Origin of the sequence: Streptomyces albus subsp. chlorinus, assembly GCF_013302895.1 — a bacterium.
GTDB classification, from domain to species: Bacteria; Actinomycetota; Actinomycetes; order Streptomycetales; family Streptomycetaceae; genus Streptomyces; species Streptomyces chlorinus.
In genome coordinates this window covers 5,222,916-5,239,570 of the sequence record NZ_VJOK01000001.1, presented here as the reverse complement: position 1 = coordinate 5,239,570, position 16,655 = coordinate 5,222,916, and the positions used below count along the sequence as shown (strand labels likewise).

Here is a 16,655-nt window from a genome sequence, read left to right as displayed (position 1 = left end):
GCACAACCGGTCACCACGCGCGCCGGGTGCTCGCGACGGGCCGGCGGCGCACGGACGGGGCCGCATCTCGGTACTGGTCCCGTTTTACCTGCGACGACGTACCCGCGCCTGCCGAGCCGACACCCGAACGCGGCGAGGCGGGCCTGTGGGCAAGCTCTCAGCAGCCAGAACAGACGGCGAGGGCCGCCCCACCGTGTGTGGTGGGACGGCCCTCGCCATGACCCGTCCGGGCGACACCCCGACGACACCTCCGGCCGACCGGGACCCGCCGGCCCTCAATCCTGCCCGTTGGGCGTCGGCGTCGTCTTCTGGATCTGGAGCAGGAACTCCGCGTTGGACTTCGTCTGCTTCATCTTGTCCAGCAGCAGCTCGATGGCCTGCTGCTGGTCCAGGGCGTGCAGCACGCGCCGCAGCTTCCAGACGATCTGGAGCTCCTCGTTCGCCATGAGGATCTCCTCCTTGCGGGTGCCGGACGCGTCCACGTCCACCGCGGGGAAGATCCGCTTCTCGGCGAGCTTCCGGTCGAGCTTCAGCTCCATGTTGCCGGTGCCCTTGAACTCCTCGAAGATGACCTCCTCCATCCGGGAGCCGGTCTCCACCAGCGCCGCGGCGAGGATCGTCAGGGAGCCGCCGTCCTCGATGTTGCGCGCCGCGCCGAAGAACTTCTTCGGCGGGTACAGCGCCGTCGAGTCCACACCACCGGAGAGGATGCGGCCCGAGGCGGGCGCCGCCAGGTTGTAGGCGCGCGCGAGGCGGGTGATGTTGTCCAGCAGGATCACCACGTCGTGGCCCAGCTCCACCAGCCGCTTCGCCCGCTCGATGGCCAGCTCGGCGATGGTGGTGTGGTCCTCGGCCGGGCGGTCGAAGGTCGAGGAGATGACCTCGCCCTTGACCGACCGCTGCATGTCGGTGACCTCTTCCGGACGCTCGTCCACCAGGACGACCATCAGGTGGCACTCGGGGTTGTTCCGGGTGATCGAGTTCGCGATCGACTGCAGCACCGTGGTCTTGCCCGCCTTCGGCGGGGCCACGATCAGACCGCGCTGCCCCTTGCCGACCGGCGAGACCAGGTCGATGATCCGCGAGGTCAGGTGATTGGGCTCCGTCTCCAGACGCAGCCGCTCCTGCGGGTAGAGGGGGGTGAGCTTGTTGAACTCCGAACGGCCCTTGCCGTCCTCGGGCGACATCCCGTTGACGGAGTCGAGGCGGACCAGCGCGTTGAACTTCTCGCGCCGCTCCCCCTCACGCGGCTGGCGCACCGCGCCGGTGACGTGGTCGCCCTTGCGCAGGCCGTTCTTGCGGACCTGCGCGAGCGAGACGTACACGTCGTTGGGACCCGGCAGGTAGCCGGAGGTGCGCACGAACGCGTAGTTGTCGAGGATGTCGAGGATGCCGGCGACCGGGATCAGGACGTCGTCCTCGGAGATCTGCGGCTCGAACTCGTCACGCCCGCCGCGCCGGCCCCTGCGGTCCCGGTAGCGGCCACGGCGACCGCGGCGGCCGCCGCCGCTCTCGTCGTCGAAGGCGTCCTCCCGGTTGTCACGGTCGCGGTTGTCGCGGCCGTCCCGGCGGCCACCGCCGCCGGACTGGTTCTGCTGGCCGCCGCCGTCGCTCTTGCCGCGGTCCCGGTTGCGGTCGCGGTCGCGCTGGCGCTCCCGCTTGGAGGGGCGGTCCTGCTGCTTGCCCTCGCCGCCCTTGCCGTCCCGCTCGGAACGGTCGGCCTTGGCGTCCTTGTCGGGGCGCTCGCCCCTGGCGTCCTTGCCGCTGCCGTCCTTGCCGTCCTTGTCCGCGGGCCTGCCGCCCTCGGCGGAGGACTTCGCGTCCGTACGGCCCTCCGCCGGCTCCGCGGCGTCCTCGGTGGAGGAGGCCCTGGTACGGCGCACCCGGCCGCCCTCCTGGGCCGCCTTGGCGTCGCCCTCGGTCTGTCCGGGGATGTCGATCTGCTGCTGGCCGCCCTGGGCCTCCTGCTGCGCGCCCTCCGGCTCACCGGTACGGGCCCGGGAGGTGGCGCGGCGCTTCGGCTTGGTCTCGGTGGCGCCGCCCTCGGCGGGCTGCGCCTCCTTGGCGGCCGGGGCCTCCCCCGCGTCCTTGGCGTCCTTGCCCGCCTTGCTGTCGGCGGCCTTGGCACCCTTGCCGGAGGTGGCCGCGGCGGACGAACTGCCGCCCGCCTGGTGCTCCTTGATGACCTCGATCAGCTGGCTCTTGCGCATCCGCGCGGTGCCCCTGATGCCGAGGCTGGAGGCGACCTGCTGGAGCTCGGCCAGAACCATGCCCTCGAGCCCCGTGCCGGAGCGCCGACGCCTGGGTGCGGCAGCACCGGAGGCCGCAGGCGCGGCGGATGCGTCCGTAGCGGGCGCCGCGGCACCGTCGGCTGCGGTATCGGCGTTCACGCCCATCAGATCGGTGGTGTCGCTCACGAAGGGTCCTTCCCTGGAGCGGACGTCGGCCAGTCTGGCTCGGCGACCGGTTGTGCTGTCCGGCTGGAGTCCTGCGTTGGGGGACTGAGCCGGGGCGGTGGTCCCGCCTGGATATACGGCGGGGAGATCAGTACGTGGGTTCGGCGTGAAGCCTCGACATGGATGACCTTCACGTCGGCTCCGGAGCGTGTTCGCCCCTGCGCGGCAGTGTTCCGTGCAGTGTGGGAGGCTCCTGGAAGAAGAGGTGGTCCCTGCTGGGCCTGCCAGGGGAACACGCAAGCACCGCACTCCTCGAACCCTCACACTTACCTGCGCGGGGTCCACGAGACTGCGAGTGCAGACTTGAGGTTAACACTACCGGATCCAACAAACATTCCCCCTCTCGAAGATCCGCAACCCGCTGTCACCGGGGCCCGCTGCCCGCGCCTCCCGGTGCGTTCCCGGTCCCGGAACCACTGTGGCCCGCGTCGCTCCCGGAGCCCGTGGCCAGGGGCAGCACACAGGCGCCCGCCAGGTCCAGGGCCAGCCGGTTCGCGGTCCAGCCGTCTCCCGCCAGCCGGGAGACCTTGTCCGCCTCGCCGTCGTTCGCCGCCAGGGCCAGCACCGTCGGACCGGCTCCCGAGATGACCGCGGGGACGGCCTCGGCACGCAGCCGGCCCACCAGATCCGCACTCTCCGTCATCGCCGGGGCCCGGTACTCCTGGTGCAGCCGGTCCTCGGTGGCGGCCAGCAGCAACTCGGGCCGCCGGGTCAGCGCCTCGACGAGCAGCGCGGCGCGCCCCGCGTTGAAGGCCGCGTCCACGTGCGGCACCGTGCGCGGCAGCAGCCCCCGGGCGGTCTGGGTGAGCAGGGGTTTCGCGGGGACGAAGACCACCGGGACGAGGGAGGCGGCGGGCTCCATCCGCACCGCGCGGGCCGCGCCGCCGTCCGTCCAGGCCAGGGTGAAGCCGCCGAGCAGACAGGCGGCCACGTTGTCGGGGTGGCCCTCGATCTCGGTGGCCAGCTCCAGCAGCGCGGTGTCGTCCAGCCTCGCCTCACCGCCCGTGGTCACGGCACGGGCGGCCATGACGCCCGCGCAGATGGCGGCGGAGGAGGAGCCGAGGCCGCGGCCGTGCGGGATGCGGTTGGCGCACACGATCTCCAGACCGCGCGGCTGGCCGCCCAAGGCGTCGAAGGCGGTGCGCAGGGAGCGGACGAGCAGGTGGTTCTCGTCGCGCGGCAGGGACTCGGCGCCCTCGCCGGCGATGTCGATGTGCAGGCCGGAATCGGCGACACGGACGACCACGTCGTCGTAGATCCCCAGGGCGAGGCCCAGGGCGTCGAAGCCGGGGCCGAGGTTGGCGCTGGTGGCGGGGACGCGCACCCGGACGGCGGCGGCGCGGAACGCGGGACCGGCCATCTGACGATGACACTCCTTGGTTCGGTTTGCGGAGCACCCCGTCAAGGCCACGGCTGCGCCGGACCGGCCACACCGCTCGGCACAGGGCCCGAGGCGGGGACGTCAGGAGTCGGGGTGAATCTCAGCCTATCGAAGGTGGGTTCAGTGGCGACATAGGGCGCACGGGAGGCGCACGATGCGTGTCGTGAGCCTCCCCGTGCTTCTGTCCGGTGTGCCCGTCTGGAGCACACCTACGGGCCCGCACCCTGGGCTCTTCCGGTCGGCGGAAGAGCCCAGGGCCGGCCCCGGCGCGGCCGAGCCTCCCGGCAGGACCTGCCGGCCCCGTGGGCCATGGGCCCATGGCCCACGCCCCACGGGGCCCTGCGGGCGACCGTGCCCGGCCCGTCCCGGACGCGGGGCGAGCCGACCGCCTGGCGGCCCCTCGGGTCCCGCCCGTGCGGAACCTCGCGTCCTGTCCGGGCGGCGCCCAGGTTCCGGCGGACAGGGCCAGGAGCCGCGCAAGCGAGGCCCGGGAGCCGCCCAGCCGGCATGCCGAGGATTCCTCCGGCGCGGCCCGGGCCCCGGGGCGGGACCCGTGAGTCCTAGGGCACGGCCCGAGAGCCCCTCGGACGAGCCCCGGAAGCCCCAGGCCGCCTCAGGGACCGGACCGCGCGGAGACACCCGAGAGCCCCGCGCACAGGGGCGGAGGCCGAACGACACCCGAAATCCCAGGCCGAGCCCGAGCCCTTTCGAACGGACCCCGGAAGCCCCAGGCCGGCCCCGAGGACCACGCGGACGACACCCGAGAGCCCCCACACGCGGCGCGAGGGCCGGGCGGGCGGGGTCCGGAAGCCCCACCGCCGGGCGCGGGAGTTCCTCGGGCGAGGGCCGGGAGTCCTCACAATGGTGTGCGGGGCCGCTCGGGCGGGGTTCGAGGTCCTCTCGGGCCGGACGCGGGAGCCTTCGCGAGGTTCCAGGGCCGGCCCGGGAGAGGTGGCGGAAGGGGTGTCAGGCGAGGCCGAGGCGCTCGGCTGCGGCGTCCGCGTCCACGGGCACGACGAGGGGCTGCGGCGCGCCCGCCACGGCCCAGTCGGGGTCCTTGAGGCCGTTGCCGGTGACGGTGCACACGATGCGCTGCCCCGCTTCCACCTTGCCCTCCTCGGCGGCCTGGATCAGCCCGGCGACCGACGCCGCCGACGCGGGTTCGACGAAGACGCCCTCCTGCGCGGCCAACAGCCGGTAGGCCCGGAGGATCTGACGGTCGGTCACCATGTCGATGAACCCGCCCGACTCGTCGCGGGCCTGTTCGGCCAGCGTCCAGGAGGCCGGGTTGCCGATGCGGATGGCGGTGGCGATGGTGCTGGGCTCCTTGACGGCCTCACCGCGCACGAGGGGAGCGGCGCCCGACGCCTGGTAGCCCCACATGCGCGGGGTACGGGTGGCGGGGCCGTCCTCGTGGTACTCGCGGTAGCCCTTCCAATACGCGGTGATGTTGCCCGCGTTGCCGACCGGGAGGACGTGGATGTCGGGGGCGTCCCCGAGCATGTCCACGATCTCGAAGGCCGCCGTCTTCTGGCCCTCGATCCGCACCGGGTTGACCGAATTGACCAGCGAGACCGGGTACTTGTCCGACAGCCCGCGGGCCAGCTCCAGGCAGTCGTCGAAGTTGCCGTCCACCTGGAGGATCTTGGCGCCGTGCACCAGCGCCTGCCCCATCTTGCCCAGGGCGATCTTGCCCTGCGGCACCAGCACGGCGCACACCATGCCGGCCCGCACGGCGTAGGCGGCGGCCGAGGCCGAGGTGTTGCCGGTGGAGGCGCAGATGACGGCCTGGGCGCCCTCCTCCTTGGCGCGGGTGATGGCCATCGTCATCCCGCGGTCCTTGAAGGAGCCGGTGGGGTTGGCGCCCTCCACCTTGAGGTGGACGTCGCAGCCGGTCAGCTCGGAGAGCACTCGCGCGGGGACCAGCGGGGTGCCGCCCTCACGGAGTGTGACGGCGGTGGTGTCGGCGGCGACCGGGAGGCGGTCGCGGTACTCCTCGATGATGCCGCGCCACTGCGGGCGTCCCGCGGCACGCGCTGCGGGCGCGGACGCCCCCTGGGGCATCTGAGACATCTCAGGCTCCATGACGGTCACTGTTCCTCGGCTCCCTTACTGACCATTGTCCGGCGCTGCCCGCCGCGCCGGGCTTGCCGTGCCGCACCCCGCCGCCTCACGGCGGCGGTGCGCACGCTCACTCACCCTCGACCCGCATGATGCTGGCGACGCCGCGCACGGTGTCGAGGCCGCGCAGCGCCTCGACCGTCGCGCTGAGGGCGGCGTCCGGGGCACGGTGGGTGACGACGACGAGCCAGGCTCCGTCGTGCGGGCCTTCCTTGCCCTTCTGCCGCACGGTGTCGATGGAGACGCCGTGCTGGGCGAAGACGGTTGCCACCTGGGCCAGGACACCGGGCTTGTCGGCGACGTCCAGGCTGATGTGGTACCGGGTGACCACCTCGCCCATGGGGGAAACCGGCAGCTGCGCGTACGCCGACTCGCCAGGGCCGCGGCCGCCGGACAGCTTGTTGCGGCAGGCGGCCACCAGGTCGCCGAGGACGGCGGAGGCGGTGGGCGCGCCACCCGCGCCGGGACCGTAGAACATCAGCTGCCCGGCCGCCTCCGACTCGACGAAGACCGCGTTGTACGCCTCGCGCACCGAGGCGAGCGGGTGGCTGAGCGGGATCATGGCCGGGTGCACCCGGGCGGTGACCGAGCGGCCGTCGGCGGCGCGCTCGCAGATGGCCAGGAGCTTGACGGTGCAGCCCATGCGTTTCGCGGAGGCGATGTCGGCGGCCGTCACGTCGGTCAGGCCCTCGCGGTGCACGTCGTCGAGGCGTACGCGGGTGTGGAAGGCGATGCCCGCCAGGATGGCCGCCTTCGCGGCGGCGTCGAAGCCCTCGACATCGGCGGTCGGGTCGGCTTCCGCGTAGCCGAGCGCGGTGGCCTCGTCCAGCGCCTCGCTGTAGCCGGCGCCCGTGGACTCCATGCGGTCGAGGATGAAGTTGGTGGTGCCGTTGACGATGCCCAGGACGCGGTTGACGGTGTCGCCCGCCAGGGACTCGCGCAGGGGCCGCACCAGGGGGATCGCGGCGGCGACGGCGGCCTCGTAGTACAGGTCGACGCCGTGCTTCTCGGCGGCCTCGTGGAGGGTGCCGCCGTCCTCGGCGAGCAGCGCCTTGTTGGCGGTCACGACGCTGGCACCGTGTTCGAACGCCGAGGTGATCAGGGAGCGGGCGGGCTCGATGCCGCCGATGACCTCCACGGCCACGTCGATGTCGTCGCGGGCGGCGAGCGCGGCGGCGTCGGTGGTCACCAGGTGCGGGTCGACGCCCGCGCGGACGCGGTCGGGACGCCGGACGGCGACCCCCGCCAGTTCGACGGGGGCGCCGATGCGCTGGGCGAGGTCCTCGGCGTGCGTCGTCATGATGCGTGCCACCTCTGAGCCGACGACCCCACAGCCCAGCAGCGCCACTTTCAGCGGACGCGTACGCATCATTCGACCTCTTTTTCCGTCTGTCCCGTTACAGGTACTGGTGGTCAAGTCTCACTTACCGGAACGGAGATTCCACGCCAGGTCCAGTATGTGGGACGTATATCTCGCTAACCGACATCGAGACGCAGAAGATCTTCCTCCGTCTCGCGCCGCACGATGGTCCGCGCCTGCCCGTCCCGTACGGCGACGACCGGCGGGCGCAGCGCATGGTTGTAGTTGCTCGCCATCGACCGGCAGTAGGCACCGGTCGCCGGCACGGCCAGCAGATCGCCGGGCGCCAGGTCGGAGGGCAGGAACGCGTCCCGTACGACGATGTCACCGCTCTCGCAGTGCTTGCCCACCACCCGGCTGAGCATCGGCTCCGCCTCGGAGGAGCGGGAGACGAGCGCGACGCTGTACTCGGCGTCGTAGAGGGCGGTGCGGATGTTGTCGGACATCCCGCCGTCCACGCTCACGTACGTGCGCAGCCCCTCCAGCTCCTTGAGGGTGCCGACCTCGTAGAGCGTGAAGGCCGTCGGCCCGACGATGGCGCGGCCCGGCTCCACCGAAAGCCGCGGCACGGCCAGCCCCGCCGCCTCGCACTCGCGGGTGACGATGTCCCCCAGCGACTTGGCGATCTCGTGCGGCTCCCGCGGGTCGTCCTCGGGGGTGTACGCGATGCCCAGGCCGCCCCCCAGGTCGATCTCCGGCAGCTCGATGCCGTGCTCGTCGCGGATCTGCGTCAGCAGGCCGACCACACGGCGTGCCGAGACCTCGAAGCCGGCCATGTCGAAGATCTGCGAGCCGATGTGCGAGTGGATGCCCGTCAGCTCCAGGCTGTCCAGCATCAGCACCCGGCGCACGGCCTCGGCCGCCTGCCCTCCCGCGAGAGCGAGGCCGAACTTCTGGTCCTCGTGCGCCGTCGCGATGAACTCGTGCGTGTGCGCCTCGACACCGACCGTGACCCGGATCTGCACGGGCTGCCGCCGCCCGAGCCGCTGGGCGATGTGCGCGACGCGGGCGATCTCCTGGAACGAGTCGAGGACGATGCGCCCCACGCCCGCCTCGACGGCCCGGGTGATCTCGTCGGCGGACTTGTTGTTGCCGTGCAGCGCGATGCGCTCGGCGGGCATCCCGGCGGCCAGCGCGGTCGCCAGTTCGCCGCCGGAGCACACGTCGAGGTTCAGCCCCTCCTCGCACAGCCAGCGCACCACGGCGCGCGAGAGGAAGGCCTTCCCCGCGTAGAAGACGTCGGCGTCCGGCCCGAACGCGTCCCGCCAGGCGCGGCAGCGGGCGCGGAAGTCGGCCTCGTCCATCACGTACGCGGGCGTGCCGAACTCCGCGGCGATCTCGCGGACGTCGAGCCCGCCGACAGCGACGGAGCCCTCGGCGGTGCGCTCGACGGTGTGCGCCCACACGCGCGGGTCGAGCGAGTTCAGATCGGTCGGCGGCGGCGTGTAGTGGCCCTCCGGGAGGACGTCACCGTGGCGGGGGCCTGCGGGGTGTGCGGAACGGCTCATGATCGTGGAGTCCCTGTGTCCCAGTCCTGAGAAGTGCGGTCTTAAAGATGTGCGGGTGCGGTCACGCCGAGCTGGGACAGGCCGCCTGCCAGCACCGCCTGGGTGGCCTCGGCGAGGGCCAGCCGGCCGCGGTGGGCGGCCCCGGGTTTCTCCTCACCGCGCGGCAGCGGCTCACAGGACTCGCGGAACGCGGCGAAGGCGCCCGCGACCGCGTCGAGGTGCCGCGCCAGCGGGCCGGGCGACGTGATCCGCGCCCGGTCGGCCAGCAGGGCCAGCAGCCGGGCGCCGGCGGGCGCGAGCGGTTCGGCGCACTCGGCGGCGGGCCCGATCCCGAGCCGCCGCCCGTTGCGCAGCAGGGCGCACGCGCGCGCGTGCGCGTACTGCACCCGGAAGAGAGAGCCGGCGCGTTCGCTGCGGACGGCGAGGTCCCGGGGGCTCTCGCCGGTGAGCGCGGCCCACCGCGGGATGTCACGGGCGGGCACGTCGCCGGGTTCGGGTCCCGGCTCGGCTGCCGGGTCCGGCATACCGGCCGGCCGGTCCGCTGTGAGAGACCTCACCAGTCCGGCCCGCGCCCGGGGCGTCAGCGTCACATTGATGAAGCCGCCGCCGACCACCCTGGCGTCCGCGATCCCGTCCGCCTCGGCCAGGAGCCGCGCGCACAGCGAGGCCGCGACCTCGCCCGGGGCACGCCCGCTCGCCGCCGCGACACGGAAGGCGATCCCGGTCGCGTAGTCCCCCTCCCCCCGCCGGGGCGGGGACTCGACGACGACACGCGTGGCGGACAGGTCGCCGGAGGAGTCGGGGAGCCCACGGCACAGCAGGTGCCGGATGGTGCGCGAGAGCTGGGCGGGGGTCACAGAGCAAGCGTATGGGAGGCGGGGTGGGGAAGCGCGAGCCGGTTTCGCGACCTGGACGCCTCGCCGGCCGCGCGCGGACCGCACCCGCTCACGCAGCGCGCCGGACGCGACACCCACAGCACACGCGGGCCGCCCCGAGCCATGGCGCGCGCCGCCTCGCGGCTCCACCACTGCCGCCCTACAGCCCCACCACTGCCGCCTACGGCTCCACCACTTCGGACACGGCGGCCCCGAAGGACCCGGGCGCGGCACCGAGGTCCTGCCCCGGCACACCGCCCTCCGCCTCCGGTCCGGCACCAGGTCTGCCGTGCGTCAGCCTGCGCACCATCCGCACCAGATCGACGGGCTCGAAGGGCTTGGCGAGAAAGGCGTCCACCCCTCTCTCGGCCCCCACCACACCGTCGCCCTCCAACTCGGTGCACGCGCTGACGAGCGCGAGCGGCAGGTGCCGCGTACGCGGGTCGGCCCGCAACCGCTCCGCCGTACGCACACCGTCCAGACGTGGCATCACCGCGTCGAGCGTCACGACGTCGGGCCGGACACGATGCACCACATCCAGGCACTCGGCACCGTCGACGGCGGTCACCACCTCGAAGCCCTCCAGCTCGAGGTTGACCCTGATCAACTGCCGGATGACGCTGCTGTCGTCGACAACAAGCACCCGGCCGGACATACCTGGCACACCCAGAAGCCTAGGCGGGCCCCTCCACCCGCGTCCGGCTTTTGTCCATTTCCCTCCCACCCCGCCCCTGCCCCCACCGAACCCGTTCCACCCCACCCCTGATGACCTGGTAGTGTTCTACCTGTCGCCGCCCAGACGGCACGCCCCCGTAGCTCAGGGGATAGAGCAACGGCCTCCGGAGCCGTGTGCGCAGGTTCGAATCCTGCCGGGGGTACTTCCACTGAAGTACTGAAACGCCCTGTGACCAGGTTGGATGCTGGTTGCGGGGCGTTTGTCATTGTGCGGCGGGATGCGATCGGGTGCGGACGCAGGCCGATGTCGGTGAGCACGTGATGAGCGACATGATGATCCCGGGCCGCGCCGTCCGCAGGCTGGAACCCTCTCGGCCCCGCACCACCGAAGGCGAACGCGGCAGTCCCCGGGCCGGGCCGTTTCCCGGAAGCGGCTGACAAACCGGCAGGGTCCGCAGAAGGGTCGTACCCGACAGGACTCCACCGCCCCTCTCCCGAGTGGACACAGCTCGAAGGGACCGTTGCCATCGTGCTCTCCAGGAAGACGCGCTCACGCATCGTCGCCTCATCGGCCGCTCTCGCAATCGTCACGGGAACCCCGCAGGCATACGCGGCACTGGACCGGCAGCCGGCGCCAGGCCACCAGGCCGAGTCCGCGACCGTTGCCCGAGGCAAGCCGTACATCAACACGCGCCTCTACTTCGGCACCGGCCGGCCGGACGGCAAGCCACCGGTCTCCAACAGGCAGTTCCTCGCGTTCGTGGACAAACACGTGACCCCGAAGTTCCCTTCAGGGCTGACCATCCAGCGGGGCCGCGGACAATGGCGCGACCAGAACGGACACATCGGCCGTGAGGGCTCGTACGAACTCAGCGTCCTCTACCCCGCTTCGGAGGCCCGCGACCACGACGCCGATCTCGAGAAGATCCGCAGCGCCTACAAGCGCCTCTACGACCAGGAGTCCGTTCTCCGCACGGACGACCACGAGCGGGCCGACTTCTGACTGTGCGAACCCACGGAGTCCCGCATTACTCCGGGGCTCCGTTAGACCAGCGCGGTCATGGATCACTCGTCCTCCCCGCGTCCCCCCCTCTCTCCCCGTCCTCTCACACTCTGGTGATGACCGGTCCGGCCCCTCGTGGGCTTGGCGCAGGCGCGGTGGAGGAGCTGTTCAGGCAGCGGGCTCTTCTCTCGGGCATGCGGGGAAGCACGAAAACGCCCTGTGACCGACATCCACATCGGTCACAGGGCGTTGGTGTGCGCCGAGGGCGGCGGGAGAATCAACGGGCGGGCCGGGACGGCGTGTTGACCGGCCGGAGGGCGTCCCGCCTCTCGCGTGGCTCACGGCCGCCGGTGCCGTGTCGGGCCATACGGCCGCCGCCCGGGCGGCGCTCAGTCGTCCGGAGCGCCGTCGGCCCGGTGACCATGCCACGGGCGGCGCGGCACCCCGTGCCCATGGCCGGGCCCATGCCCATGGCCGGGCCGCCCATGCCCGTGGTCGCGTCCGTGGTCGCGGTGCGTCCGTACGACCGCCACCGGGCAGTGCGCGTGATGCAGCACGGCCTGGCTGACGGAACCGAGCAGCAGCCCGGCGAAGCCGCCCCGGCCGCGTGCGCCGACGACGAGCAGCTGGGACTCCTCGCTGGCCGCGATGAGGGCCTGCCGGGTGTACTCCTGGACGAGGCGCGGGGTCACCGTGACGTCCGGGTACCTTTCGCGCCACCCGGCGATGGCCGTCGCCAGTTCGCGCTCGGCCTCCGTCCGGAACAGGTCGACGTCGTAGTAGGTGGGCAGCTGGACGCCGGAGCCGGCGCTGACGGGGCCCGTCCAGTTGTTCCAGTTGTGCATCGCCACCAGTTCGGTGCCGCGCAACGACGCCTCCGCGAAGGCCCAGCCGACGGCCGCGTCACCCACCTCGGAACCGTCCACGCCCAGCAGCACCGGCCCGGCCGGGTTGCTCCTGCCGCGGGTGACGAGGACGGGGCAGTCGGCGTGCGCGGCGAGGTACACGGCCACGGAGCCGACGAGCAGCCCGGTGAACCCGCCGAGACCGCGGGTGCCCACGACGACGAGGGCGGCGCCGGCGGACTCGGCGGTGAGCACGGACAGCGGGTCCCCGCTGATCACCGCGGAGGTGACCTCGAGGCCCGGCTCCGAGGTCCTGGCGCGGGCAACGGCCTCCTCCACGGTCTTCTCCGCGAGCTTGCGCACACCGCCCTCGGGCGGGCCCATCACGGACGGACCGAGGGGCACCTTCGCCGTCGGCCACACCAGGGCGTGGACGATCCGCAGCACGCCCGCGCGGAGCCTGGCCTCGCGTGCGGCCACGTCCACGGCGGCCAGGCTCGACGCGGAACCGTCCACGCCCACCACAACGGTCACGGTCACGCGGGTGCTCCCTTCCGGGACCGCGAACGCGGCGGCGGGGCCTTGGCGCGTCCCACTTCCAGGGATACCGTCCGGCGCCCCGGACGGCAGGAGAGGGTGGCCCGATCGGGCGGGCCGCTGGGGCAGGCCGGTCGGGCGGGCCCGGTCGCCGGGGCCGACACGCCGGGCGCGGAGAGGAACACACGAGCGGCTTCCCGCCGCCCGGCCCACCACCTGGGCCATGCGGACGCGGCCCGGTCCCCCGGAATGATGAACCGACCTTCGACTCCGTCCCTCGTCGTCCGGGTGAAACTGCGCAACCAACCCCATGCGGCCCAGTTGTCCAGTGCGCTCCGCGTCCGAGTTCCACATCAGGAGGACAACCCATGATCAAGAACGCGTTGGCCACGGCCGCCGCTGCCACCGCGGTCGTCGGCGTGGCCGCCCCGCAGGCCGCGGCCATCGGCGACGACCACGGCGCCACCACCGTGAACGGCAACGGCGCGGACCAGATGTACGGCAACTCCGCCACCTACGGGAACTGGAGCCCCCAGTTCGCGCTGATCCAGGGCTCGTTGAACAAGCCGTGCATCGCGCTGCCGGGCAAGCTCAACCTGGGCTCGCTGGTCGGTCTGGTGCCCATCACCGTGCAGGACATCAACATCCTGTCCAGCCCGCAGACACAGACCTGTGTCGAGAACTCCTCCCAGATCAAGGGCGACGAGCCGCTCTCGCACCTCCTCGACGACATCCCCATCCTCTCCGGCAACGGCACCGGCAACCGCTGAGGCGGCGCAGGCCGCGGCCGGATCGGAACGCGGGCAACGGGCCCGGGGCGCACGCGTCCCGGGTCTTCCGTTTTTCTCCGCGGCCACGCACACCGCATTCCACCCGCGCGCTTCCACCGCGGTGACACCCCACACACCTCATCGAGTGACGTGACCCCGGTTTTCATTAGGCCACTTGAGGGATGAAGCAGGGAATTCGGCATAACTCGTGTCGTACGGAACGCGACATCGTTACGAATGGCGACAGCGGAGTTGCGGGCGATCAGCCAGCACTCGTGGACATACGAAATCCGTGGTCCAGGGAAACCCGCTTGAGAAAGGACTCCCACGTGAAGTACACGAAGGTCGCGACTGTCGCCGCAGGCACGCTGATGGCCCTGGGCACCGCCGCCGCTCCGGCTCTCGCCGACTCTGGTGCCCAGGGTGGCGCCGCGAACTCCCCCGGTGTCATCTCGGGCAATGTCGTCCAGGTCCCGATCCACGTGCCGATCAACGTCTGCGGCAACACGATCGACATCATCGGTCTGCTCAACCCGGCGTTCGGCAACACCTGCGTCAACGACTGACGCCCCCGCCCTCTGTGCGGGAATCAGCTCGGACCGGCTCCGGTGCGTGCGCCGTGGCGCCCACGCACCGGAGCCGTCCGGTTTCCTGAGACGCGGAAGCGGAATCGCGAGGATTCCGTGCCTTCCGCACCAGACTGAGAGCAGGAAGAGACCATGCGAAAGGTCTTGAGCAAGAGCCTCCTGACCGCGGTGGCCACAACGGGAGCGCTCGCCGGCGCGGCCGGCTACGCCCAGGCCGACGCGGGAGCCGGTGGCAGCGCCGCCGGATCACCCGGCGTCGGGTCGGGCAACGTGGTCCAGGCTCCGGTGCACGTACCGGCCAACGTCTGCGGCAACACGATCGACGTCATCGCGCTGCTCAACCCGGCGTTCGGCAACACCTGCGTCAACGACGCGCCCTCGCCCAAGCAGCCTCACCACCCGCAGAAGCCGAAGGAGGAGCCGAAGAAGCCTCCGCAGCGGACCGAGCAGCGGACCGAGGAGAAGTCGGCGGCGAGCGCCCCGGAGCGTCCGGACGAGCCTGCTGAGAAGAAGCTCGCCGACCCGAAGGAGAAGCCCGCCGAGACCCGCGTCCATGAGGGCGGGAAGGCGATGACTCCCGTCGACCCGGCCGGTGAGGCGGCTCCGCCTGCTCCGCGGGCGGCCGAGCACGGGTCCGCGGCCGCCGATGTGCTCGCACAGACCGGCGGAAGCGGTGCCTGGGGCACGGCGGCGCTCGGCGTGGGCACGCTGCTGGGCGGCGTGGTGCTCTATCGCCGCGCGACCCGGCGTCACGTCTGACCGTGCCCCTGTGACCGCGTTCGTGTGATCGCGGTCTCTCCGACCACGTCCCACCGGTCACGTTCCCGGGGCATCCGGTTCGTCCACGGGAACACCCGCGCATCGCGGCGCCGCCTAGCCCGCTGTTCCGCGATGCGCGATCCACGCCGTCGCGACGCGCGGTCCGCACCGTGGCGCGCGAAGGCGATCCGGCACGGCTGCCGCTGTGCCGCGGCGTCGTCACCCCGACGGGTGAGAAGTGGGACAGTCCCTCAGTTCCCGGGAGAAGACACACCCTATGAAGTACACGAGGACCGCCGCCGTCGTCGCGGGGTCGGTGATGGCTCTGGGAGCCGCGCAACCCGCCTTCGCGAACGAGACTCCGACCGGCCCGCGGCTGAGCCTGAACGGCGGTCTCGACTACGCCCTCGGAAGCGGTGAACTCCTCTCCTCCTCTCCCCCGCTGGGTGTGGAGGGTCCGGCGTTCGACGCCTTGGTGGAGGCCGTGAAGGAGCCCGGCAAGGACGGGCAGCTGATCGGCGGTCAGAACCTGCTGGGCGGACTTCCGCTGGTCGGGTGACACCCCGCGCCGTAACGGATTTCCGGGTCACGGCGTACTCACCATTCAGGTGAAAAGGAAAAACTCATGAGGCGGAAGACAGTTAGACCCGGCGTCCCAGACTTCCGCACCATTCCAGGAAGAACGGTAGAACCCATGATGAAGAAGGCCCTGTCCACCGCCACGGTGGCCCTTTCCCTCGTCGGCATCTCCGCCATGGCCGCCCCGCAGGCGCTGGCCACCGGCAACGACACCGGCGCCACCACGGTGAACGGCAACGGCGCCGACCGCGCCGAGAACAACGCCGCCACCTACGGCAACATGAGCCCGCAGAACATGCTCATCCAGGGCACCCTGAACGACCTGTGCGCGCTCAACTTCGACAAGCTCAACGTGGGCTCCGTGGTCGGCCTCATCCCGATCACGGTCCAGGACATCAACATCCTCTCCACCTGGCAGAAGCAGAACTGCGTGGAGAACTCGTCCCAGACGAAGGGCGACGAGCCGCTGTCGCACGTCGTGGACGACATCCCGCTGCTGTCCGCCAACGGCACCAACAACCGCTGAGCCAAGGGACCACAGGGTCCTGGCGGTACCGTACGAAGAAGCCACCGGCACCCAGCCGGTGGCTTCTTCGCGTGCTCCCCCTCTGTCGCCTTCCCCCCCCTTCGGCCGCCTCTCCGTCCCGGCGCTTCAGTGCGGCAGTACGCCGGTCGCCCGGGTGAGGACCGGGCCCACGACGGGAAGCTCGCCGAGGGAGGCCCCACTGGCGAGCGGGCCGGTGAGCGCAGCGGTGCTGATCGGGCGGAAGTCGGCGATCTGGGTGCCGACGGAGTTGTCCAGCGGGTCCGACCCGGTGTTGGCGAGCGGGTCGAGCTGGATGTCGCTGACCGTCTTCAGCGTGTGGCCGAGTGCCACGCCGGCACCCCTGGCCGTTTCCTGGACGGGCTTCTCCAGGCCGCGCGTCAGCGCCGTGGCGGCCACGTCCTGGCCGGGCTTCCCCTCACCGCCCTGTTCGGCCGCTCCCGCCGCCGGTACGGCCGTTCCGAGGGCCGCACCGAGAGCCGCGGCCAGGACCCCGGCCCGGGCCAGGACGCGCGGGGCACACGAAGCGGGCGCTTTGTGACGGGCGGTTCCGGACTTGCGCATGTTCACCACCGTGTAGAGGTCGCCCAGAAAGAGGGCGACATGTTGTTACCGTGCAACTCCACAGAGTAGTCGTGCGACGGGGTGGCACTCC

At 71.9% G+C, this 16,655-nt stretch carries 15 protein-coding genes and 1 tRNA gene; 7 read left to right on the top strand and 9 right to left on the bottom strand.

Annotated features, from left to right (window positions below; genetic code table 11):
• Positions 1 to 275: 275 nt before the first annotated feature.
• From rho to FM076_RS22980, 7 genes are all read right to left on the bottom strand, one after another.
• The gene (rho, locus tag FM076_RS23010; protein WP_173872853.1) at positions 276 to 2,417 is read right to left on the bottom strand and encodes a transcription termination factor Rho; all 2,142 of its coding nucleotides are present in this window, start codon (positions 2,415 to 2,417) and stop codon (positions 276 to 278) included.
• 403 nt (positions 2,418 to 2,820) lie between these two features.
• Positions 2,821 to 3,816 carry a homoserine kinase gene (gene thrB, locus FM076_RS23005; RefSeq protein ID WP_173872852.1) on the bottom strand — a complete coding sequence of 332 codons (996 nt, stop codon included), beginning with the start codon at positions 3,814 to 3,816 and terminating at the stop codon, positions 2,821 to 2,823.
• A 987-nt stretch (positions 3,817 to 4,803) separates the two neighbouring features.
• Positions 4,804 to 5,910, bottom strand: a complete 1,107-nt coding sequence (thrC, locus tag FM076_RS23000) for a threonine synthase (RefSeq protein ID WP_243274610.1) — start codon at positions 5,908 to 5,910, stop codon at positions 4,804 to 4,806.
• A 118-nt stretch (positions 5,911 to 6,028) separates the two neighbouring features.
• Positions 6,029 to 7,327 carry a homoserine dehydrogenase gene (locus FM076_RS22995; protein WP_173874942.1) on the bottom strand — a complete coding sequence of 433 codons (1,299 nt, stop codon included), beginning with the start codon at positions 7,325 to 7,327 and terminating at the stop codon, positions 6,029 to 6,031.
• A 107-nt stretch (positions 7,328 to 7,434) separates the two neighbouring features.
• Positions 7,435 to 8,826: a diaminopimelate decarboxylase gene (gene lysA / locus FM076_RS22990; protein WP_173872851.1), complete on the bottom strand. Its 1,392-nt coding sequence runs from the start codon at positions 8,824 to 8,826 to the stop codon at positions 7,435 to 7,437.
• A 41-nt stretch (positions 8,827 to 8,867) separates the two neighbouring features.
• The gene (locus FM076_RS22985) at positions 8,868 to 9,683 is read right to left on the bottom strand and encodes a DALR anticodon-binding domain-containing protein (RefSeq protein WP_345945174.1); all 816 of its coding nucleotides are present in this window, start codon (positions 9,681 to 9,683) and stop codon (positions 8,868 to 8,870) included.
• 199 nt (positions 9,684 to 9,882) lie between these two features.
• Positions 9,883 to 10,356: a response regulator gene (locus FM076_RS22980; RefSeq protein ID WP_173874940.1), complete on the bottom strand. Its 474-nt coding sequence runs from the start codon at positions 10,354 to 10,356 to the stop codon at positions 9,883 to 9,885.
• A 151-nt stretch (positions 10,357 to 10,507) separates the two neighbouring features.
• On the opposite strand from FM076_RS22980, the gene FM076_RS22975 reads away from it, so the two are divergent.
• Together FM076_RS22975 and FM076_RS22970 are read left to right on the top strand one after the other, a co-directional pair.
• A tRNA-Arg gene (locus FM076_RS22975) sits at positions 10,508 to 10,579 on the top strand.
• 326 nt (positions 10,580 to 10,905) lie between these two features.
• A complete protein-coding gene (locus FM076_RS22970) occupies positions 10,906 to 11,379 on the top strand; it encodes a DUF3574 domain-containing protein (RefSeq protein ID WP_173872850.1) in 474 nt (157 codons plus the stop codon).
• A gap of 389 nt (positions 11,380 to 11,768) precedes the next feature.
• Here FM076_RS22970 and FM076_RS22965 read toward each other — a convergent pair whose 3' ends face one another.
• Positions 11,769 to 12,764: a universal stress protein gene (locus tag FM076_RS22965; RefSeq protein ID WP_173872849.1), complete on the bottom strand. Its 996-nt coding sequence runs from the start codon at positions 12,762 to 12,764 to the stop codon at positions 11,769 to 11,771.
• A 365-nt stretch (positions 12,765 to 13,129) separates the two neighbouring features.
• Here FM076_RS22965 and FM076_RS22960 point away from each other — a divergent pair, with 365 nt between their 5' ends.
• The 5 genes from FM076_RS22960 to FM076_RS22940 all read left to right on the top strand — a co-directional run bounded on the left by FM076_RS22960 (position 13,130) and on the right by FM076_RS22940 (position 15,982).
• The gene (locus tag FM076_RS22960; RefSeq protein WP_173872848.1) at positions 13,130 to 13,531 is read left to right on the top strand and encodes a rodlin; all 402 of its coding nucleotides are present in this window, start codon (positions 13,130 to 13,132) and stop codon (positions 13,529 to 13,531) included.
• Positions 13,532 to 13,860: 329 nt separating this feature from the next.
• Positions 13,861 to 14,097, top strand: a complete 237-nt coding sequence (locus FM076_RS22955) for a chaplin family protein (RefSeq protein ID WP_173872847.1) — start codon at positions 13,861 to 13,863, stop codon at positions 14,095 to 14,097.
• A gap of 153 nt (positions 14,098 to 14,250) precedes the next feature.
• Positions 14,251 to 14,877 carry a chaplin gene (locus FM076_RS22950; protein WP_173872846.1) on the top strand — a complete coding sequence of 209 codons (627 nt, stop codon included), beginning with the start codon at positions 14,251 to 14,253 and terminating at the stop codon, positions 14,875 to 14,877.
• Between the two features lie 277 nt (positions 14,878 to 15,154).
• Complete coding sequence (locus FM076_RS22945; RefSeq protein WP_173872845.1) at positions 15,155 to 15,436, top strand: hypothetical protein; 282 nt, start codon at positions 15,155 to 15,157, stop codon at positions 15,434 to 15,436.
• Between the two features lie 138 nt (positions 15,437 to 15,574).
• Positions 15,575 to 15,982 (top strand): rodlin, encoded by a 408-nt coding sequence (locus tag FM076_RS22940; protein ID WP_173874939.1) that lies wholly within the window; start codon positions 15,575 to 15,577, stop codon positions 15,980 to 15,982.
• A gap of 126 nt (positions 15,983 to 16,108) precedes the next feature.
• Here FM076_RS22940 and FM076_RS22935 read toward each other — a convergent pair whose 3' ends face one another.
• Positions 16,109 to 16,564, bottom strand: a complete 456-nt coding sequence (locus FM076_RS22935) for a hypothetical protein (RefSeq protein WP_173872844.1) — start codon at positions 16,562 to 16,564, stop codon at positions 16,109 to 16,111.
• Between the last annotated feature and the right edge of the window lie 91 nt (positions 16,565 to 16,655).